Source organism: Pseudomonas sp. J380, assembly GCF_009827115.1.
Taxonomy (GTDB): domain Bacteria; phylum Pseudomonadota; class Gammaproteobacteria; order Pseudomonadales; family Pseudomonadaceae; genus Aquipseudomonas; species Aquipseudomonas paracarnis.
In genome coordinates this window covers 867,637-888,849 of the sequence record NZ_CP043060.1, presented here as the reverse complement: position 1 = coordinate 888,849, position 21,213 = coordinate 867,637, and the positions used below count along the sequence as shown (strand labels likewise).

The 21,213-nt window shown below is 62.7% G+C and carries 15 protein-coding genes; 14 read left to right on the top strand and 1 reads right to left on the bottom strand.

Features of this window, described 5'->3' with window-relative positions:
• The first annotated feature begins 4 nt into the window (after positions 1-4).
• The 14 genes from FXO12_RS04155 to FXO12_RS04090 all read left to right on the top strand — a co-directional run bounded on the left by FXO12_RS04155 (position 5) and on the right by FXO12_RS04090 (position 20,244).
• On the top strand, positions 5-958 hold the full coding sequence (locus FXO12_RS04155) for a D-2-hydroxyacid dehydrogenase family protein (protein WP_160049569.1): 954 nt from the start codon (positions 5-7) through the stop codon (positions 956-958).
• Between the two features lie 455 nt (positions 959-1,413).
• Positions 1,414-2,970, top strand: a complete 1,557-nt coding sequence (glgA, locus tag FXO12_RS04150; protein ID WP_072446413.1) for a glycogen synthase GlgA — start codon at positions 1,414-1,416, stop codon at positions 2,968-2,970.
• A gap of 31 nt (positions 2,971-3,001) precedes the next feature.
• Positions 3,002-4,747, top strand: coding sequence for a malto-oligosyltrehalose trehalohydrolase (gene treZ, locus FXO12_RS04145; protein ID WP_057975797.1), 1,746 nt, complete (start codon positions 3,002-3,004; stop codon positions 4,745-4,747).
• On the top strand, positions 4,744-6,828 hold the full coding sequence (gene malQ, locus FXO12_RS04140; RefSeq protein WP_057975796.1) for a 4-alpha-glucanotransferase: 2,085 nt from the start codon (positions 4,744-4,746) through the stop codon (positions 6,826-6,828). The genes treZ and malQ overlap by 4 nt, the downstream gene beginning before the upstream one ends.
• Positions 6,825-9,575, top strand: a complete 2,751-nt coding sequence (locus FXO12_RS04135) for a malto-oligosyltrehalose synthase (RefSeq protein ID WP_060772955.1) — start codon at positions 6,825-6,827, stop codon at positions 9,573-9,575. The genes malQ and FXO12_RS04135 overlap by 4 nt, the downstream gene beginning before the upstream one ends.
• Positions 9,576-9,598: 23 nt before the next feature.
• Positions 9,599-9,868: a DUF2934 domain-containing protein gene (locus tag FXO12_RS04130; RefSeq protein WP_057975795.1), complete on the top strand. Its 270-nt coding sequence runs from the start codon at positions 9,599-9,601 to the stop codon at positions 9,866-9,868.
• A gap of 121 nt (positions 9,869-9,989) precedes the next feature.
• A complete protein-coding gene (gene glgX, locus FXO12_RS04125; protein ID WP_054897376.1) occupies positions 9,990-12,149 on the top strand; it encodes a glycogen debranching protein GlgX in 2,160 nt (719 codons plus the stop codon).
• A 1-nt stretch (position 12,150) separates the two neighbouring features.
• Positions 12,151-13,149, top strand: coding sequence for an acyl-CoA dehydrogenase family protein (locus tag FXO12_RS04120; protein ID WP_057975794.1), 999 nt, complete (start codon positions 12,151-12,153; stop codon positions 13,147-13,149).
• A complete protein-coding gene (locus tag FXO12_RS04115; protein ID WP_057975793.1) occupies positions 13,146-13,904 on the top strand; it encodes a PIG-L deacetylase family protein in 759 nt (252 codons plus the stop codon). The genes FXO12_RS04120 and FXO12_RS04115 overlap by 4 nt, the downstream gene beginning before the upstream one ends.
• Complete coding sequence (locus FXO12_RS04110) at positions 13,901-14,500, top strand: SAM-dependent methyltransferase (RefSeq protein WP_057975792.1); 600 nt, start codon at positions 13,901-13,903, stop codon at positions 14,498-14,500. The genes FXO12_RS04115 and FXO12_RS04110 overlap by 4 nt, the downstream gene beginning before the upstream one ends.
• Positions 14,497-15,156, top strand: a complete 660-nt coding sequence (locus FXO12_RS04105) for a glycosyltransferase family 2 protein (RefSeq protein ID WP_057975791.1) — start codon at positions 14,497-14,499, stop codon at positions 15,154-15,156. The genes FXO12_RS04110 and FXO12_RS04105 overlap by 4 nt, the downstream gene beginning before the upstream one ends.
• 288 nt (positions 15,157-15,444) lie before the next feature.
• Positions 15,445-16,206: a PIG-L deacetylase family protein gene (locus tag FXO12_RS04100; RefSeq protein ID WP_057975790.1), complete on the top strand. Its 762-nt coding sequence runs from the start codon at positions 15,445-15,447 to the stop codon at positions 16,204-16,206.
• Positions 16,207-16,418: 212 nt separating this feature from the next.
• A complete protein-coding gene (locus tag FXO12_RS04095) occupies positions 16,419-18,572 on the top strand; it encodes a TonB-dependent siderophore receptor (RefSeq protein ID WP_057975789.1) in 2,154 nt (717 codons plus the stop codon).
• A 184-nt stretch (positions 18,573-18,756) separates the two neighbouring features.
• Entirely contained in the window at positions 18,757-20,244 is a 1,488-nt protein-coding gene (locus FXO12_RS04090) for a methyl-accepting chemotaxis protein (protein ID WP_057975788.1), read from the top strand.
• Between the two features lie 57 nt (positions 20,245-20,301).
• Here FXO12_RS04090 and FXO12_RS04085 read toward each other — a convergent pair whose 3' ends face one another.
• Positions 20,302-21,207 (bottom strand): LysR family transcriptional regulator, encoded by a 906-nt coding sequence (locus FXO12_RS04085; protein WP_057975787.1) that lies wholly within the window; start codon positions 21,205-21,207, stop codon positions 20,302-20,304.
• Positions 21,208-21,213: the final 6 nt, after the last annotated feature.

Below are 21,213 nucleotides of genomic sequence, written 5' to 3'. Positions count from 1 at the left end.
GTGCATGTCGATACAGATCGCAGTGTTGGATGACTGGCAAAACGTGGCCAGCGACGTGGCGGATTGGTCGGCGCTGGACAGCGTGGGCAAGGTGCATTTTCTCCACGACTACCCCGCCGATACCGCCACCATGATCGAGCGCTTGAAAGGATTCGAGGTGATTTGCCTCATGCGCGAACGCTCAACCTTTGACAAAGCCCTGCTGCAAGGGCTGCCCCAGCTCAAATTGCTGGTGACCGGCGGCATGCGCAATGCCGCCATCGACCTTCCCGCAGCCAAGGCCCTGGGCATCCAGGTGTGCGGCACCGACAGCTATAAACACGCCGCACCGGAACTGACCTGGGCCTTGATCATGGCCTCTACACGTAACCTGCTCGCCGAAGCCAACTCGCTGCGCGGGGGCGGATGGCAGGTCGGCCTGGGCGGCGACCTGCACGGCAAGACATTGGGCGTCCTGGGGCTGGGCAGCATTGGCCAGAAAGTCGCAAGGTTTGCCCAGGTGTTTGGCATGCGGGTGATTGCCTGGAGTGAAAACCTCACGCCGGAGCGCGCGGCTGAATCGGGGGTGACCTGGGTCAGCAAGCGCGAGCTGTTTGAGCAGGCGGACATTCTGACCATCCATCTGGTGCTCAGCGAGCGCAGCCGTGGTCTGGTGGATGCGCAAGCGTTGGGCTGGATGAATCCCACAGCGCGCCTGGTAAATACCGCACGCGGGCCGATTGTGGATGAGCAGGCACTGCTGCAAGCATTGCGCAGCGGACGCCTGGCCGGGGCGGCGCTGGATGTGTTTGCCGAGGAACCGCTGCCGGCTGACCACCCGTTTCGCCGCTTGCCCAATGTGCTCGCAACGCCACACGTGGGGTATGTGAGCGAGCAGAATTACCGGCAGTTCTATCAGCAGATGATCGAAGATATCCAAGCCTGGGCCGAGGGTGTGCCCCTTCGCGGGCTCGCCTGACGCACCATTAAAGTGCACCCCCCCCTGTGGCGAGGGAGCTTGCTCCCGCTGGAGTGCGCAGCGCTCCCAAAATTTTGGGGCCGCTACGCGCCCCAGCGGGAGCAAGCTCCCTCGCCACAGGAGCATATCGTTAAAAGTTTTTTGTCCTACAAAATCTGCATGAAAACCCAGCAGGCGCTGGGATCTGTCCTAGACTCATGACCGATGGGTCCGTTCCAAAACAAAAACCCCGCAAAAAATCTAAACTTTCGAAACCTGCCGCTGGTCAAGTTTTAGGTAAGGGCGAGCACGCGCGCTTCAGGCCGAATGCCCGCTCATCCAATCTTTTTTAGCCGACGTTACAACTGGCATACGCCTTGCCAGCTTGTATAGCGCTTGTGTGCCTGGCCGCAGGATGCGGTCACTCGGAGCCGATGGCAGCGGGCCATTAGCCAACCAACAGATGGGAGTGCATTATGATCAGTGCCGCAGTAGATACTCAGGGAGAGCGTTTTAGTCAGCCGGCAGGAGGGCCAAAGTCTTTGGCCGACCTGCCCAACACTGTGCGGCCGGTCGTGAGTCAGAATCCGAATCGAAAGAAAGTCTTGTTTGTCACTTCCGAGTTCGCGGACCTGGTGAAAACCGGCGGCCTGGGCGACGTCTCCGCGGCCCTGCCCCGCGCCATGGCGCACCTGCATGACGTGCGGGTGCTGATTCCGGGTTACCCGCAAGTGATGGAAAGCGATAACCCGATTCATATCGTCGGTGAACTGGGTGGCCATGCCGCGTTGCCCCCGTGCAAGATCGGGCGCATGGACCTTGCGGACGGCCTGGTCATCTATGTGCTGATCTGCCCCGAACTGTATGAGCGCGAAGGCACGCCCTACGGCGCCAACAACGGCCGCGACTGGCCGGACAACCATATTCGCTTTGCCCGCCTGGGCTTGGCTGCCGCGGACATTGCCGCCAACCTTGCACAAATCCACTGGTGCCCAGACCTGGTGCACGCCCACGACTGGCCTGCGGGTCTGGCCCCCGCGTATATGCACTGGCGTGGGTCACGTACGCCAACCCTGTTCACCATTCATAACCTGGCCTACCAGGGCGTGGTCAGCCTGGCCTCGACGCCCGAGCTGGGCATTCCGCCCCACGCCCTGCAACAGGAAGGCATGGAGTTCTACGGCAAGATGTCGTTTCTCAAGGCGGGCATGGCGTATTCCAGCCATATCACCACCGTGAGCGCCACCTACGCCCAGGAGATCACCACCCCGGAATTCGGTTGCGGCCTGGATGGCTTCCTCGCCAGCAAGACCCAGCAAGGTCTGCTCAGCGGCATTCCCAACGGTATCGACGAAAGCTGGGAGACGTCCACCGACACGCATCTGATCCACAACTTCAATATCGGCGACTGGGAAGGCAAGGCTATCAACGCCGCCCATGTGCGCGAGTTGTTTGAGCTGCAGCCATCCAGTGGCCCGCTGTTCGCTGTGGTCTCGCGCCTGGTCTACCAGAAAGGCCTGGACCTCACCGAAGCCGTCGCCGGTTTCATCGTCGAAAACGGCGGCCAGATTGCGATCATCGGCCGTGGCGAGCCGGAAGAAGAGCAGGCCATGCGCGAATTGGCACTGCGCTTCCCGGGCCAGGTGGGCGTACGCATTGGCTTCAACGAGACCGATGCGCGCCGCATGTTCGCCGGCAGCGATTTCCTGCTGATGCCGTCACGCTATGAGCCCTGCGGGCTGAGCCAGATGTACGCGCAACGCTTCGGCTCGTTGCCGGTGGCGCGTAACACCGGCGGGCTGGCGGACACCATTGAGGATGGGGTCACCGGGTTCCTGTTCAATGAATCCACGGTGCAAAGCTACGAAGAGGCGCTGCGCCGCGCCTTCAAGGTGTTCGCCTTCCCCGGTCTGCTCAATGCCATGCGCAGCCGTGCCATGACCCAGCCGTTCAACTGGTGCCAGGCCGTGGAACCCTACGCCGAACTCTACGAACAACTGGTGGCCAAGGCCCTGGGGAAATCGAACAAGTAGCGACTGGAACAACTAAGGGAGGTCTTCATAGATGCCGTCAAGGACTCTGGAAACCTGGCCCCACGGCGCAATCATGCTGGACGCGCACCGCACGCGCTTTGCGTTATGGGCGCCAGACGCATTTTATGTCAGCGTTGAATTGGAACAGGGTAAAACCATCGTCATGCTGCCCCAGGCCGGTGGTTGGTTTGAAGTCGAAATCGCGTGCCCTGCCGGCACGCTTTACCGTTTTAACATCGATGGCGAAAACACAGTGCCCGACCCCGCCTCCAGGGCCCAGGCGCTGGACGTGCATGGGTGGAGCCGAGTAGTCGACCCCCTCGCCTATGAATGGCGCCACAGCCAGTGGCAGGGTCGCCCGTGGCACACGGCGGTGATCTACGAGCTCCACGTCGGCGCCATGGGCGGCTACGCTGCTGTCGAGAAACACCTGCCCCGCCTGGCCGAACTAGGCGTCACCGCGATTGAATTGATGCCTTTGGCGCAATTTCCCGGCGAACGCAATTGGGGCTATGACGGCGTGCTGCCCTATGCGCCCCACGCTACCTACGGCACTCCCGAGCAACTCAAGCAGCTGATCGACAGTGCCCACGGCCACGGTTTGGCCGTGATCCTCGATGTGGTCTACAACCACTTCGGCCCCGACGGCAATTACCTGGGCCAGTACGCCCAGGGTTTCTTCCAGGAGGACGTGCACACACCCTGGGGCGCCGGCATTGATTTCGAGCGTCGTGAAGTGCGGGATTTCTTCCTCGACAACGCCTTGATGTGGCTGCTCGAATACCGCTTCGACGGCCTGCGCCTGGATGCCGTGCACGCCATCGACAACCCTGGGTTTCTGCAGGAACTGGCACAACGGGTACGCCAGCAGGTGGACGGCGGGCGCCACGTGTGGCTGATGCTGGAAAACGAACTGAACCAGGCCAGCCTGTTGCAGCACGATTTCGACGCCCAATGGAATGACGACTTTCATAACGTGCTGCATGTGCTGCTCACCGGTGAAACCGACGCCTACTACAGCGACTTTGCCGAGCAGCCTACCGCCAAGCTGGCGCGTTGCCTGGCCGAGGGGTTCATCTACCAGGGCGAGACGACACGCCATGGCCATGCGCGCGGCGAACCCAGTGCGGATCTGCCCCCCAGCGCCTTCGTCGCGTTCCTGCAGAACCACGACCAGGTCGGCAACCGGGCCCTCGGCGAACGCCTGCACCAGCTGTGTTCGCCCCAGGCACTGAGCGCCGCGACCGCCCTACTGTTGCTGTGCCCCATGATCCCGATGTTGTTCATGGGCGACGAGGTGAATGCCGCCGAGCCGTTCCTGTTTTTCACCGACCATCATGGCGAACTGGCCGAGGCGGTGCGTGAGGGGCGGCGCAATGAATTTGCCGACTTCGCGGCGTTTCACGACCCCGAGCAACGCCAGCGCATCCCCGATCCCAACGCGCTGCAAACCTTTTTACAGTCGATGCCTTCCTTCGTCGAGAACGACCACACCCAGCTCTACCGCCACCTGCTGAGCCTGCGTCACGTGCATGTGGTGCCGCACTTGCCCGGCACCGTCGCCCTGGGCGCGCACGTGCTGGCTGACCATGCCGTCACCGCGCGCTGGCGCCTGGGCAACGGCCGTGTGCTGCAGATCGACCTGAACCTGAGTGAACAGCCCCTGGATCATCCGGCACCCCACCCGATTATTTTCCAAACGCCTGCCCCGCAAGGTGCGCACTTACCGCCCTTGAGCGCACGCGTTTGCTTATCCCCTGTTGGAGACATTCTTTGAGCGAAGCGAACCTGGAAATTCTCGCCAGCCGCGCGGGCCTGGCCGTCGATTGGATCGATGCCAACGGTCGCCCGCAACATGTAAAGCCTGATGCCCTGCGCGCCGTCCTCAAAGGGCTGGGGCACCCGGCCGACAGCGATGCCGAAATCGACGCGAGCCTGCTGCAACTTGAGCAGGCGCAGCAGGACCGGCACCTGCCGCCCTTGATGACCACCGACAGCGGTGCGGGCCTGGACCTGGCACGCTACTTCGCCCCGGACACCCCGTGTCGCGTCAGCCTGGAAGGCGGCGAAACCCTGGAGCTGCGCCTGGATGGCGAGGCCGTATTGCCCGGCGTGATTGCCCTTGGCTACCACCAGGTGCATATCGACGGGCAAACCTTCACCCTGGCCGTCGCGCCCAGCCACTGCTACAGCGTGGCCGACGCGGTGGACAGCCAACCCGCTCGCGCCTGGGGCCTGAGCGCTCAACTCTATGCCTTGCGCCGCCTGGGCGATGGCGGTTTTGGCGACACCCTGGCCCTGGAGCACCTGGTGCGTTCCGCCGCCGAGCGCGGCGCCGACGCCGTGGCAATCAGCCCGATGCACGCGATGTTCAGCGCCGACACTGAGCGTTTCAGCCCCTATTCACCCTCCAGCCGCCTGTTTCTCAACAGCCTGTATGCTTCGCCGGCGTGCATACTCGGTGAACGTGAGGTGCGCAACGCCATCGAAGCTGCCGGGTTGGCCGAGGAGCTGCATGCCCTGGAACAGCTCACGCTAATCGACTGGCCGGCCGCCGCCAAAGCCAAGCAACGCCTGCTGCGCACACTGTATGAAGACTTCCGCCACGGCGCGCATCCCCAGCATGCCGACTTTCAAAGCTTCCGCCAGGCCGGCGGCGAAGCCCTGGAAAACCACTGCCGCTTCGAAGCCATACAGGCCCAGCGTGCCGCCGCGGGTGAGGACCTGGATTGGCGCCAATGGCCCGAAGCCTGGCGTACGCCACAGAGCCCGTCCCTGGCGCAGTTCGCTGAGGACAACCGCGACGAAATCGGCTATTTCGCCTTCACCCAATGGCTGATTGCCCGCAGCCTTGAGCGCGCACAACAGGCCGCCCGTGGCAGCGGCATGGGCATCGGCCTGATCGCCGACCTGGCGGTGGGCGCCGACGGCGGCGGCAGCCAGGCCTGGAGTCGCCAGGATGAACTGCTGGCCGACCTCACCGTCGGCGCGCCACCGGACATTCTCAACCGCGCAGGCCAAGGCTGGGGCATCTCTGCCTTTTCCCCTGAGGGCCTCAAGCGCAATGGCTATCGCGCCTTTATCGAAATGCTGCGGGCCAACTTCGCCCATGCCGGCGGCTTGCGCATCGACCATGTGATGGGCCTGCAACGCCTGTGGGTGATCCCTCTGGGCGCGTCCCCCCGCGAAGGTGCCTACTTGTATTACCCGGTGGACGACCTGCTGCGTTTGCTCGCCCTGGAATCGCACCGCCACCAGGCCATCGTCCTCGGTGAAGACCTGGGCACCGTGCCCGAAGGCCTGCGCGAAAAGCTCAGCGCCCGTTCGATCCTGGGCATGCGTGTGCTGCTGTTCGAACAGAACCATGACGGCCAGTTCAAGCCCATCCTCGATTGGCCCGACAACGCCTTGGCCACCACCAGTACCCACGACTTGCCGACCCTCAATGGCTGGTGGCACAGCCGCGATATCGAATGGAATATCCAGCTGGGCCTGATCGATGCGCCCACCGTAGACCAATGGAGCGAACACCGCCTGCGCGAACGCCAGGCACTGCGCCAAGCCTTGAGCCAGGACCCGCAGAACTTCATCGACGAGATCCGCAACGATACCGACCATATGATCGACGCCAGCGTGCGCTACCTGGGCCATACCCGTGCGCCACTGGTGTTGTTGCCCTTGGAAGATGCATTGGGCATCGAGGAGCAAGCCAACCTGCCGGGCACCCTCGACACCCACCCCAATTGGCGCCGACGCTTGCCCGGCGAAGCCGCCAGCCTGCTCGACAATGACAGCGCCGCGCGTCGCCTCGAACTGCTGGCCGTGGCGCGCAACCAAGCCTATGAGCGTGACCGATGAACGCACTGCCCCTGCGCGCCACCCAGCGCCTGCAATTTCATAAAGATTTTACCCTCGATGACGCGGTGCCACTGGTGCCGTACTTTGCCCAACTGGGCATCAGCCACCTGTATGCTTCACCACTGTTAAGCGCCCGCGCCGGCTCCATGCACGGCTACGATGTGGTCGACCCGACCCGCGTCAACCCGGAACTGGGGGGCGAAGCGGCGTTGCGTCGCCTGGTCGCCGCGCTGCGTGAGCACGACATGGGTTTGATCCTCGATATCGTCTCCAACCATATGGCCGTGGGCGGCGCGGATAACCCTTGGTGGCTGGACCTGCTGGAATGGGGCCGCATGAGTCCCTATAGCGAGTTCTTCGACATCCAGTGGCACTCCCCCGATCCGCTGCTCAAGGGCCAGTTGCTGATGCCCTTCCTCGGCAGCGATTACGGCGAAGCCTTGCAGAACGGCACGCTGGCGCTCAAGTTCGATGCCGCCCAGGGGAGTTTCTACGTCGAGCATTACGAACACCGTTTTCCGATTTGCCCCAGGGACTACGGCTTGATTCTGGGTAGCGACGAGTTACTCAAATCGCTGGCCGAACGTTTCGCCGCCCTCGCCTATCAGCACGACGCCTACGCCGAGGCCACCGAGCTCAAACAAGCCCTGGCCGAACGCGCCAGCGGGCTGCTATCCGCTATTGAACAACGCCTGACCGCATTCGACAGTCGCCAGCCCGAGGGTTTCGAGCGCCTGCATCACCTGCTCGAACAACAGACCTATCGCCTGGCCAGTTGGCGCACAGCCGCAGACGACATCAACTGGCGGCGTTTTTTCGACGTCAATGAGCTCGGCGGCCTGCGGGTCGAACGCGCAGCGGTGTTCGAAGCCACCCATGGCAAGATTTTCGAGCTGATCAGCGCGGGGTTGGTCGACGGGCTGCGCATCGACCATATCGATGGCCTGGCCGACCCGCGTGGCTATTGCCGCAAATTGCGCCGCCGCGTAGACGCGCTGTCACCCCAGCGCCACTTGCCCATCTTTGTCGAAAAGATCCTTGGCGAAGGTGAAACCCTGCGTGAAGACTGGCAGGTGGATGGCACCACCGGCTACGAGTTCATGAACCAGTTGTCATTGCTGCAACACCATCCCGAAGGTTTTGCACCGCTGGCCGAGATGTGGACGCGTCACAGCGAGCGGCCCTCAACCTTCGGCGAGGAAGCGCGGCTGGCGCGCCAGCAGATCCTCAATGGTTCGTTGGGCGGCGACTTCGAAAGCGTGGCCCAGGCGCTGCTGCAAGTGGCCCGCGATGACGTGATGACCCGCGACCTGACCCTGGGCGCCATCCGCCGGGCCTTGCAGGAACTGATCGTGCATTTCCCGGTGTACCGCACCTATATCAGCGCCAAGGGCCGCAGTGCGGCCGACGACAAGGTGTTCCAGCATGCCATGGAGGGTGCACGCAGTACCCTCAACGAAGGCGATTGGCCGGTGCTCGACCACCTGGAGCAATGGTTGGGTGGCCAGCCCTGGCGCAATCGCCCGGTAGGCCGCGCGCGCAAGATGCTCAAGCATGCCTGCGTGCGCTTCCAGCAACTGACCTCGCCTGCCGCCGCCAAGGCCGTGGAAGACACCGCGTTCTACCGTTCGGCGGTGCTGTTGTCGCGCAACGATGTGGGCTTCAGTACCGAGCAATTCAGTGCGCCGTTGGCAGATTTCCATGCGGCCAATCAACAGCGCCTGAAGACCTTTCCCGGCAACCTGCTGGCCACCGCCACCCACGACCACAAACGCGGCGAAGACACCCGTGCGCGCCTGGCGGTGCTCAGCGAGTGCGCCCCCTGGTATGCCGAACAGGTCGAGCACTGGCGTCGTCTGGCCGAGCCCTTGCGCGAGAGCGCCGATAGCCCCTCGGCGGGTGATGAGCTGATTCTCTATCAAGTGCTGCTGGGCAGTTGGCCGCTGGAGCCCAACCCCGATCTGGAGGCGTACCAGCAACGCCTGTGGCAGTGGCAGCAAAAAGCCTTGCGCGAGGCCAAGTTGCAGAGCAGTTGGAGCGCGCCCAACGAGGCTTACGAACAGGCGGTAGAAGCGTTCCTCAAGCGCTTGTTGCTCAGTGAGGCCGGAGCGCCGCTGCGCAGTGCGTTGGACAGCGCTGCGCAGGCCATCGCCCCCGCCGGCGCCCTGAATGGGCTGGCGCAAACCTTGCTTCATCTGACCGTGCCGGGTGTGCCGGATATTTACCAGGGCGATGAGTTCTGGGACTTCAGCCTGGTCGACCCGGACAACCGGCGCCCGGTGGACTTCGCTGCGCGGCAACGTGCATTGCAGGCACCACCGGACATCGGCGAACTGTTGTTCAACTGGCGCGACGGGCGTATCAAACAGGCAGTGATCGCCCAGGTACTGGGCCTGCGTAAAGCCTGCCCCGAGCTGCTGCGCCATGGCAGCTATACGCCTTTGGAAGTGGTGGGCCAGCACGCTGAGCGCGTGGTTGCGTTCTACCGTGAACATCAAGGCAAGCAGTTACTGGTGGTGGTGCCGCGTTGGTCTTATCCGTTGCTTGAAAACGGGATGTTTCCCCAGATCAATGCGCAGGTTTGGGGCGATACGCGGGTGAAATTACCGTTCGCCGCCCCTGCACAAAACTGGAAGGGACTTTTTCAAACGGGCGTAGTCACACCCAACAAGGAGCTGTTGATCAGCGCTGCCCTGGGGGATCTCCCGGTCAATGTCTTTATCAATCCTGATAATCAAGAAAGCTGAAAATTTTCTGTGAGGAGTTTGTGATGAGTAAAGAAGACAAACGCATTCGCGAACTGGCGCATCAGATCTGGGAGTCTGAAGGCAAGCCCGATGGCGCCCACGATCGCCACTGGGAGATGGCGCGCAAGCTGGCGGAAGCCGAGGCGCTGACGCCGAGCAAGCATAAACCGGCCGCCAAGCCGAAAACCGCGCCCAAGGCTGCGGCAAAGCCCAAACCTGCTGCGCCTGCCGCCGCCAAACCTGCGGCGAAGAAACCCGCCGCCCCGAAGAAGCCCAAACCGCCCGCCCCATGATTTCTCGGGCCTGCAGCACGCATTGCGCGCTGCAGGCCCTTTTCCGTCCAAGCCATGCGCTGAAGCACCGTCAGTACGGCGGCGTTCGGCCCGAAAAAAGACCTTTTGCAGGAGCAACTCGATGAGCAAACCCGACAACACCACAGCGACGCCGGTTCATGAGCCGTCGCGGATCCGTGAAGGTTTGCCCTTCCCCCTCGGCGCCACCTGGGATGGCCTGGGTGTTAATTTTGCGCTGTTCTCCGCCAACGCCACCAAGGTGGAGCTGTGCTTGTTTGACGATACCGGCGAGGTCGAGCTGGAACGCATCGAACTGCCCGAATACACCGACGAGATCTTCCACGGCTACCTGCCCGATGCTCACCCCGGGCTGATTTACGGCTACCGCGTATACGGTGCCTATGACCCGGCCAACGGTCATCGTTTCAACCACAACAAGCTGCTGATCGACCCCTACGCCAAGCAACTGGTGGGCGAACTCAAATGGTCCGAAGCGCTGTTTGGCTACACCATCGGCCACCCGGACGACGACCTCAGTTTCGATGAACGCGACAGTGCGCCCTTCGTGCCCAAGTGCAAGGTCATCGACCCGGCGCACACCTGGGGCAACGACCAACCGGTACGGGTGCCGTGGGACCGCACGATCATCTACGAAACCCACCTGCGCGGCATCAGCATGCGTCATCCTTCGGTCGGCGAGTCGGTGCGGGGCACCTGCGCCGGTCTGATGGAAGATGACGTGCTCAAGCATATTCGCCAACTGGGCATTTCCTCGGTCGAGCTGTTGCCCGTGCACGCCTTCGTCAACGACCAGCATCTGCTGGAAAAAGGCATGACCAACTACTGGGGCTACAACAGCATTGCGTTCTTTGCCCCCGACCCACGCTACCTGGCCAGCGGCAAGATCGCCGAATTCAAGGAGATGGTCGCGCACCTGCACGAGCAAAAGCTGGAAGTGATTCTGGACGTGGTCTACAACCACACCGCCGAAGGCAACGAGCGCGGCCCGACCCTGTCCATGCGTGGCATCGACAACGCCTCCTACTACCGGCTGATGCCCGACGACAAGCGTTTCTACATCAACGATTCCGGCACCGGCAACACCCTGGATCTGAGCCACCCGTGCGTGCTGCAAATGGTCACCGACTCCCTGCGCTACTGGGCCACCGAGATGCATGTGGACGGCTTCCGCTTCGACCTGGCGACCATCCTCGGGCGCTACCGCGACGGGTTCGATGAGCGCCACAGTTTCCTCGTGGCGTGCCGCCAGGACCCGGTGCTGCGCCAGTTGAAACTCATCGCCGAACCCTGGGACTGCGGCCCCGGTGGCTACCAGGTGGGCAACTTCCCACCAGGCTGGGTGGAATGGAACGACCGCTTCCGCGACACCGTGCGTGCTTTCTGGAAAGGCGACGACGGCCAACTCGCAGACTTCGCCGGGCGCATGACCGCCTCGGGCGAGATGTTCAATCACCGCGGGCGCAGACCGTACAGCTCGGTGAACTTCATCACCGCCCACGACGGCTTCACCCTGCACGACCTGGTGTCGTACAACGACAAACACAACGAAGCCAACGACGAGAACAACCAGGACGGCAGCAATAACAACCTGTCCTGGAACCACGGCGTCGAAGGCCCTACCGACGACCCGGAGATCAACGCGCTGCGCCTGCGCCAGATGCGCAACTTCTTCGCCACTTTGCTGCTGGCCCAGGGCACTCCAATGATCGTCGCCGGGGACGAGTTCGCTCGCACTCAGCACGGCAACAACAACGCCTATTGCCAGGACAGCGAGATCGGCTGGGTCAACTGGGATCTGGACGATGACGGCAAGGCCCTGCTCAAGTTCGTCAAGCGCCTGATCAAGCTGCGTCTGGCGTACCCGATCCTGCGGCGTGGGCGCTTCCTGGTGGGCGACTACAACGAAGACATCGGCGTGAAGGACGTCACCTGGCTCGCGCCGGATGGCAACGAAATGACTACCGAGCAATGGGAAGACAGCCAGGGCCGCTGCCTGGGCATGTTGATGGATGGCCGCGCCCAGGAAACCGGGATTCGCCGTGCCGGGGCCGACGCCACGTTGCTGCTGGTGGTCAACGCCCATCACGACCTGGTCAATTTCCGCCTGCCGCCGGTGCCGGAGGGCGAGTTCTGGACATGCCTGCTCGACACCAACGACCCGGCTGTGCGTGGCCAGGAACGCTTTGATTTCGAGCATGAGTACGCGGTCACCGCTCGCTCGCTGCTGCTGTTTGAACTGCAGCACGAAGGCGAGGTGTGAAATGGCGTTGCACGGTTTCCTCCAGGGCTACCGGGGCTATGCCGACACGCAAGCCCTGGGTAATGCCCTGAGGGCCCTTCAAGAAGAAGGCCTTGATCAACTGCCGTTGCCGGGCAGCGGCCAGACCCTGTCCCGCTTGAGCCAACTGGCCCAGGTGGCCGGGCATGACTTGCGCCTGTGCAAGTTGTTCGAAGGCCATACCGATGCCCTGGCGATCATTGCCGAACTCGACAGCCCCTTGCCGCCGCTGGGCAGCACCTGGGGCATGTGGGCGGCCGAGCCGCCGACTGCCAAGGTGCGTGTGCGTCGCGACGGCCAGCGGCTGCTCGTCGAGGGGCGCAAGGCCTGGTGTTCCGGTGCGGCGGTGGTCAGCCATGGTTTGCTGACGGCCTGGGACGAAGAGGACCGCCAGCAATTGGTGGCCGTGGCGATGGATCAACCGGGCATCAGGGTGACGGATGAGGGTTGGAAAGCGGTGGGCATGGCGGCGACCGGTAGCGTCGACATCCTGTTCAGCGCCGTCAGGGGAATTGCCGTGGGTGGCCCGGGTGACTATCTGTCTCGCCCGGGCTTCTGGCACGGCGGAATCGGCATCGCGGCGTGCTGGTACGGCGCCGCACAACGCCTGGGTGAAGTGTTGCGCGCCCAGTGTGCCACGCGTGCGGAGCCCCATGCGTTGGCCCACCTCGGCGCGGTCGACAGTGCCCTGAACAGCGCTGCCTGCGTGTTACGCGCCAGCGCCGCGCAGATCGACCGCGAGCCTCGCGCCGATGCGCGGCAACTGGCGCAACAGACGCGCGCCTGTATCGAGGACACCGTCGAGCAAGTGATCCAGCATGTGGGCCGTGCGGTCGGCGCCGGGCCGTATTGCAAGGATCCGCACTTTGCCCAGTTGATGGCTGATTTACCGGTGTACGTGCGGCAAAGTCATGCCGAACGCGACTTGGCCGCCCTCGGTGAACAGGTCGCCGGCGAGCCCACAGGGAGATGGGCGCTATGAGGCCCAATCCGATTGTTGGCCAAGGCACACCGTTGAGCCACTGGCAAAACAGCGCACGATTGGCCGAGTTGCCGCAGATCAGTGTGGCGCAGTTGGTGCCGCCTGGGCATCGAGCGGTGATCATCGCCCCGCATCCGGATGACGAGGTGCTGGGCAGTGGTGGCCTGCTGCAAGGGCTGGCTGCGCTGGATCGCCCTATCCAGTTGATCTCCGTCACCGATGGCAGCGCCAGCCACCCTGGCTCCCGGCGCTGGCCGGTGGAGCGTCTGAGTGTGGTGCGTCCGCAGGAATCGGCCCAGGCCTTGCACCGTCTTGGCTTGCCGCTGCACAGTTTGAAATGGCTGCGCGGCGGGTTTGCCGACAGCCATGTGGCCGAGCGCGAAACCCAGCTCTGCGAATTTATCCAGCGCCACCTCAAGCCTAACGATGTGGTGTTCGCCACGTGGTGCGAGGATGGGCATTGCGACCATGAAGCTGTGGGCCGCGCCAGCGCCAAGGCAGCCAAGGCCGTCGGTGCAGTGCTGTGTGAACTACCGGTGTGGACCTGGCACTGGGCCACCGCCGAAGACCACAAGGTGCCCTGGCATCGGGCGCGCAAGATTCCGCTGACCGCTGAGCAAGTGGCACGCAAACGCCATGCGATCCACGCCTTCGCCAGCCAGTTGGAGGGCGACCCGCAAATCGGCCTGCCACCGGTGCTGGCGCCCTATGTGGTGGAGCGCTTGCTGCAACCTTTTGAGATGGTGTTCGTATGAGTGTGGCAACCCCCTACTTCGACCAGTTGTTTGCCGGCAATGACGACCCTTGGGCTTTTCGTCAGCGCTGGTACGAACAACGCAAGCGCGCCCTGACCTTGGCCGTGCTGACGCGGCCGCGCTATGCGTCGATATTCGAGCCGGGTTGTGCCAACGGCGAACTGAGTGCCGAGTTGGCCCCGCGTTGTGAACGCCTGCTGTGTTGCGACACTGCAACTGCGGCGGTACGGCTGGCACAAGCGCGGCTGGAGTGTTTTCCTCATGCCCGGGTGGAGCAGCGTCGCCTGCCGGAACAATGGCCCGGCGGGCAATTCGAGCTGATCTTATTGAGTGAGCTTTGTTATTACCTCGATGCAGGTGATTTTAATCGTCTGATCGATTGCGCACTCGCCGCCTTGACCGCTGACGGGCAAATCCTGGCCTGCCATTGGCGAGTGCCCATTGACGGTTGCCCGCAAACCGCCGAACAGGTGCACGCCGTGCTGCAACAGCGTCTGGGTGTAGCACCGTTGGTGCAGTACCAGGACCCGGATTTCCTGCTCGACCTGTGGAGCCTCGATGGCACCTCGGTCGCTCGCCATGAGGGTTTACGATGATCGGTATTCTGATCCCGGCACATAACGAAGAAGCCCTGTTGGATGATTGCCTGCGGGCTGCGCGGATCGCCGCCGACCACCCGGGCTTGCTGGGTGAAGCGGTACAGATTCTGGTAGTACTCGACAGTTGCAGCGACGCCAGTGCAGCGATTGCCCAGGCCCACCAGGTGCATTGCCTTCACGTGCAGGCCCGCAATGTCGGCCACGCCCGCGGCGTGGGTGCAGGGTACTTGCTGGAGCAAGGCGCGCGGTGGATTTCCTGCACCGACGCCGACAGCCGTGTCGCCCCTGACTGGCTGGTGGCCCAACTGGCCCAAGGCTGCGACGCGGTGTGTGGAACAGTCACCGTGGACACCTGGAGCGAAGGCTTCGACCCTGCCGCGCAGATTCGCTATCAGCAGGCCTACCACGCCCGCGATGGGCATCGGCATATCCACGGTGCCAACCTGGGCGTGAGTGCCCGCGCCTACGTAGAGGCCGGTGGGTTTGAACCGCTGGAATGCCACGAGGATGTACAACTGGTACGTGAATTGGAGCGTTGCGGCGCCTCCATTGCCTGGAGCCATGCACCGCAGGTGGTGACCAGTGCGCGGTTGGATTGCCGGGCTGAGGGTGGGTTTGGTGATTACTTGAAGAGCTTGATGCGGGCTGGGTGAAAACAAAATCGCAGGCAAGCCAGCTCCCACAGGGATCCGTGCCAGGCGCAGATATTGTGGGCAACATAGACCCCTGTGGGAGCTGGCTTGCCTGCGATGACGTCAGCCCAGCAAACATCGCATCAAAGTTGTGCAGATACCCATGCCTGTCTATGCTCCTAACGCCTTGCATGGCATTCCTTGATTGGCATGCCGCGCACTCACCCAGCGGAGCCTGCGGTGAAGACAAGAGCGTCGTCCCGTCAACGGGGTACGACCCGGTATCAACCGACAAGGATGTGACACCCCATGAAGCCTGCCTCCTTAAGCGAAGGCCGTCGCGGCCCCGTGCAAATCTGGAACAGTGCGCCGCAGTTGGCGCAAACCCCCATCATCTCCCTGAACACCTTGGTACCACCCGGTGCTCGCGTCGTGGTAATCGCACCTCATCCTGGCGATGAAGTGCTGGCGTGCGGCGGTTTGCTGCAACTGCTCAGCACCCGCGAGCATCCGCTGCAATTGATCTCCATCACCGACGGTAGCGCCAGCCATCCCGGCTCTCAGGTATGGCCGGCCAGCCGCTTGAGCGTGGTGCGCCCCCAGGAAAGCGCCGAGGCCCTGCGCCGATTGGGCATGCCTTTGCACAGCCTGAAATGGATTCGTGGCGGGTTTTGTGATGATGCACTGGCGGCCCGTGAACAGCCCATGAGCCAATTCATCGCGCGCTACCTGCAACCTGGCGACGTGGTGTTTACCACCTGGCGCAACGACGGCAATGACGACCATGACGCCGTCGGTCGCGCGAGTGCCAAGGCGTGCAGCCTGGTAGGTGCGCAACTGTATGAACTGCCGATTTGGGCCTGGCATTGGCCGGCCCGGGAAAGCGCGGTAATGCCCTGGCAACGTGCACGCAAGGTCCGCCTGGACACTTGGACCGTCGCGCGCAAGTTGCACGCCGCCCATGCCTACGCCAGCCAATTGGTGGGTGACCCACAAATTGGCTTACCGCCGATGCTCGCGCAGATATTGCTGGAGCGCATGCGCGAGCCCTACGAAATCCTGTTCACCTGAACACCACCCTGTAGGAGCGAGCTTGCTCGCGAAAAACCTCAACGATAACGCGGGTTTCCGGAATCAACGCGGCGCCTGTGAGTCTTTCGCGAGCAAGCTCGCTCCTACAGAGTTTGGACTTTTCCCTACAGACTCAATCTGTCAGACTGATGCGAATAATTATCAACAGATTTACTATTCGCCACGGAAGGCACTTGGGGAGCCCTACTTTCATGTCTGTGCAACAACGCGGCGGCAACGTTTTTACACCCAGTCTGATGGCAATCACTATCGCGCTAGCAACCTCCAATGCGGCCATTGCCGCCGACGCCGAAGCACCGGCCACCATCGAGCTGGGCGCTACCCAGGTCTCGGGCCAACAGCTTGGCGCAACCACCGAAGGCAGCGAGTCGTACACCACCGGCTCGATGAAGACCGCGACCAAACTGCCGCTGACCTTGCGCGAAACCCCGCAGGCCGTCACCGTGATCACGCGCCAGCGCATGGATGACCAGGCCATGACCAGCATCAACGACGTGGTCAACGCCACGCCGGGGCTGTTCCTCAATTATTCCAACGGCCCTGGGCGACAAGCCTTCACCGCACGCGGTTTCGATATCGACAACCTCATGTATGACGGTATCCCCAGCGGCTACAACGGTGCGTCGGTAGGCGCCCAGCCGAACCTGGCAATGTTCGACCGCGTCGAAGTGGTGCGCGGCGCTACCGGCCTGGTAACCGGCGCAGGCAACCCTTCGGCCGCCATCAACCTGATCCGCAAGCGGCCACTGGATGAGCAGAAAGTTACCCTCACCGGCGCCGTCGGCAGCTGGGACGATTACCGTGGCGAGCTCGACGCCTCCAGCCCGCTCAATGACAGTGGCACCTGGCGCGGCCGCGTCGTCACCTCTTACCGCGATGCCAACAGTTTTATCGACAAGGCCGAGCAGGATCATGGCCTGTTCTATGCCGTCACCGAAGCCGACCTGAGCGAAGACACCACCCTGACCCTCGGTTACTCGAACCAGAAGGACAAGACCAACTACTTCTGGGGCGCTTCGATGGTCGGCCTGGATGGGCGCCACTTGGGCCTGTCGCGCTCCTATAACCCAGGCACCGATTGGGAGAACAAGGACCAGGAAATCAACACCGTGTTCGCTGAGCTGCGCCAGCGCCTGGCCAACGACTGGAGCCTGCAGGTCAACGCCAACTATGCCGAACAGAACGCCTTGTTCTCCGGCTCCTACCAATCGCGCTGGACCAACGACACCCTCGCCCGCACGGTGTACCAGGCCAGCTACGATGAAAACCAGGCCGGGCTCGACGCCTTTGCCAGCGGCCCGTTCGAGGCGTTCGGCCGTACCCATGAACTGGTGGTGGGCGCCAGCAAGCGCATCTACGACATGACCACCCACAACTACAGCCCCTACGACCTCAACTGGCCGATCAATGCGGGCAAACCGAACTTCACCCGCACCAACAACGTTCGCGAAGTCACCACCCAGGACGGTTTCTACCTGACCAGCCGCCTGAGCCTGGCCGACCCGCTGAAGCTGATCCTCGGCGCTCGCCTGGACTGGTACGACTACGACAACCGTGATGCCGCCGGCGACTACAAGGTCACCCGCAACCTCACCCGCTACGCCGGCCTGATCTACGATCTGGACGACCAGCATTCGGTATACGTGAGCTACAGCGACATCTTCACGCCGCAAAAAGACAAGAGCACAGCCGGCACTCCGCTCAAACCCATCGTCGGTAAAAATTATGAGGTGGGCGTCAAAGGCGAATATTTTGGTGGCGCGCTGAATGCCAGCGTGGCGCTGTTCCGCGTCGACCAGGAAAACCGCGCCGTGGCCGTGGTGGTGCCCAACTGCCCGCAGGCGTCCTGTGCAGAAGCCTCGGGCGAAATCCGCAGCCAGGGTATCGACTTCGAACTGCAAGGCGCCTTGACCGAAAACTGGCAGGTCGGCGGCGGCTATACCTATGCGCGCACCCACACCATCAAGGACGACGCCAACCCGCAGAAGGTCAACAAGCAGTTCGATACCGACATCCCGGAGCACCTGTTCAAAGTGACCACACGCTACAACTTCCAGGGCCCGCTGGAAAAACTCCGCGTCGGCGGCAATATCTCCTGGCAGAGCCGCATGTACAACGACATCAAGCTAGCGGATGGCAGCAACTACCGGCTCCAGCAAGGCGGCTACGCCGTCACCGACTTGATGGCGGGCTACCGGGTCAATCAGCACCTGGACTTGCAGCTCAATGCCAACAACATTTTCGACCGCCACTACTACCAGTCCATCTCCAACGATGTGGACTATGGTGGCGACTCCTATGGCAGCCCCCGCAATATGATGCTGACCGCCAAGTACAGTTTCTGAGCCCCCTGCCCACCTCGGCTGCCCGCTCGGGCAGCCGTTCTTAAAGTCCCACGCCCACATGCCGATAACGCGTGGGTAACCGGCAACAATCCTGAACATCTGCTTCACTCCACAGCGGCGCGCCTGTGTGGCACACCGCGTGCTTGCTAGACCTCGACGCCCCCCTCTCATGGAGTAAGAGTGAATGCCCGTTCGTTTTCAAGAGCACTATCGCAAGGCCGACCGCATCATGCTGGCATTGATCTGGCTGATGTGCCTGTTCTCCCTCGGCCTGGCGTTCTGGCACGATACCCTCATGCAGGCCGTGATCGTCGGTGGGGGCACCGGCGTGGTGCTCACGGCGCTGTATCGCGTCATCGGCGGCACCCGCGTGATGCGCTGTGCACTGGGCGCCGGCTTGATGGTGATGGCGGCGTTGCACATCAACCAGGCGCACGGAGTGATCGAATCCCACTTCGGCATTTTCGCGCTGTTGGCGGTGCTGACCTTCTACCGTGACTGGCTGCCGATTTTGGTGGCGGCACTGACCATCGCGGTGCATCACGTGGTGTTCCATGCCTTGCAGCACCAGGGTTTCCCTGTGTTTGTGATGGAGCATCACGGCGGCTGGACGATGGTGTTCGTCCACGCCTTCTATGTGGTGATGGAGACCGTCGCCCTGCTCTACCTGGCCTTCCATAGCCAGGCCGAAGCGGTGGAGAGCCAGGAAATGCTGGAGAAGATGCTCGCCGTTACCTCGCAGTTCACGGTGGAAACCGCCCAAGGTGAAGGCAAGGCCCACGTATCCCTCGCCAAGCGGTTCGACCACTTCCTGCAGCAACTCACCCACCTGATCGACGGCGTCGCCCGCGACTCCCATGGCCTGGGCCAGCTCGGCCAGGAACTGGCCAGCGCGAGCGGCACCCTGGAAAAAGGCGCACGGCATCAACTGGCCCAGATCGGCGAAATGACCGGTTCGATGCAGCGCATGGAAGACGCCATGGGCCACATTACGGTGCAGGTCGAACAGGCAGTGGCACATGCAGGCCAGGCCAGCCAGCAGATTGTGCGCGGCCAGGAAAGCGTCGGCCGCGCCCAACATGAAATCAGCCAATTGGCCTCGCGCATCAACGGCACGGAGTCGACCGTGGAATCCCTGGCGGTGCAGGCAGAGCAAATCGGCTCGGTGCTGGAAGTGATCAGCAGCATCGCCAACCAGACCAACCTGCTGGCCCTCAACGCCGCCATCGAGGCTGCCCGCGCCGGCGAGCAAGGCCGTGGCTTTGCCGTGGTTGCCGATGAAGTGCGCAGCCTGGCCCAGCGCACCGCCCTCTCCACCCAGGAAATCAAGAGCATCATCGAGGGCCTGCAACACGGCAGCCGACAAGCCGTCGAAGCCATGCACGCCAGCCGCGAAGGCGTAGAGCGCTGCGTGGCAGACAGCCAAGTGGCCGTGGACATGCTACGGGCTGTGGGCGAGGACATCGCGCACATCGACCAACTCAACGGCCACATCGTCACCACCACCCGCGAGCAGACCTCGGCAAACCTGGAGATCGTCGAGCGCTTGCAGTCGGTACAGAGCATCGCCCAGAACACCGCCGACGACGTCGAGACGCTCGCCCGCAGCAGCGAACGCCTGCCACCGATCGCGGTGCGGCTGGATGCGTTGGGGCGCAGGTTTCATCCTTGAGCCCGACCCGGAACATGGCGAGTCAGAGAGAACAGGTGGGCATACCGCTGGAGTGCATCAAGGCTCCAGATGCGGAGCCATCAAGGCGGCAAACCAATCGATGAACGCGCCAAGGCGACGAGAGCGTTGGCGGCGAGTCGGGTACAGGACTGAAACGCACATGGGGGCCGGCCGATAGGCCGCCATCACCTCCACCAATTCGCCGCTGTCCAATAAATGCTGAACATCGAACAACGGCACCTGAATCAAGCCAAGCCCTGCACAGCATCCTGCGATATAGCTTTCGGCATTATTGACCACCACACGGCTGGGCATCATGACAGCCTGCGCGGTGCCATCGACGCAATATTCCCAGGCCGTTTCCTGGCCGCCTGCGCTCGTGCTGTAGCCGATACAGACATGCCGGTTTTGCAGATCGCAAGGCTGTGTGGGCACCCCGAATTCCGCCAAGTAGGCGGGGCTCGCGCAATTGACCAGCAACACCTTGCCCAACGGTTTCACCACCAGGCTGCTGTTCTGCGGGGTGCCAAAACGAATGACACAGTCCACGCCTTCCTGTACCAGATCAATGGCGCGATCGGTGGAGCCCAGGCCGAGTTGGAGCCCAGGGTAGCGGCGGAGAAACTCGCCCAACGCAGGCATCACCAGGCGCCGCGCTATGCGGCTGGGCACGTCCACTTCCAGACGGCCCATGACCTGTTCCTGATGGCTGTTAAACAGTTGGTCGATATCATCGATGTCCAGCAAGACCTGGCGCGCCTTCAGCAGTAACTGGGTGCCATCGGCGGTCAGGGAGACCTTGCGGGTTGTCCGGTGCAGCAGTCGAGTGCCGGCATTGCCCTCCAGCTGTTGAATGGCGGCCGACACGCTTGCGCGTGGCAGCCTCATCAGCCGTGCCGCTTGTATGAAACTGCCAAGCTCTGCGACCTGAACGAAGACGCGGTACTGTTCGATTCTATCCATGGGCTC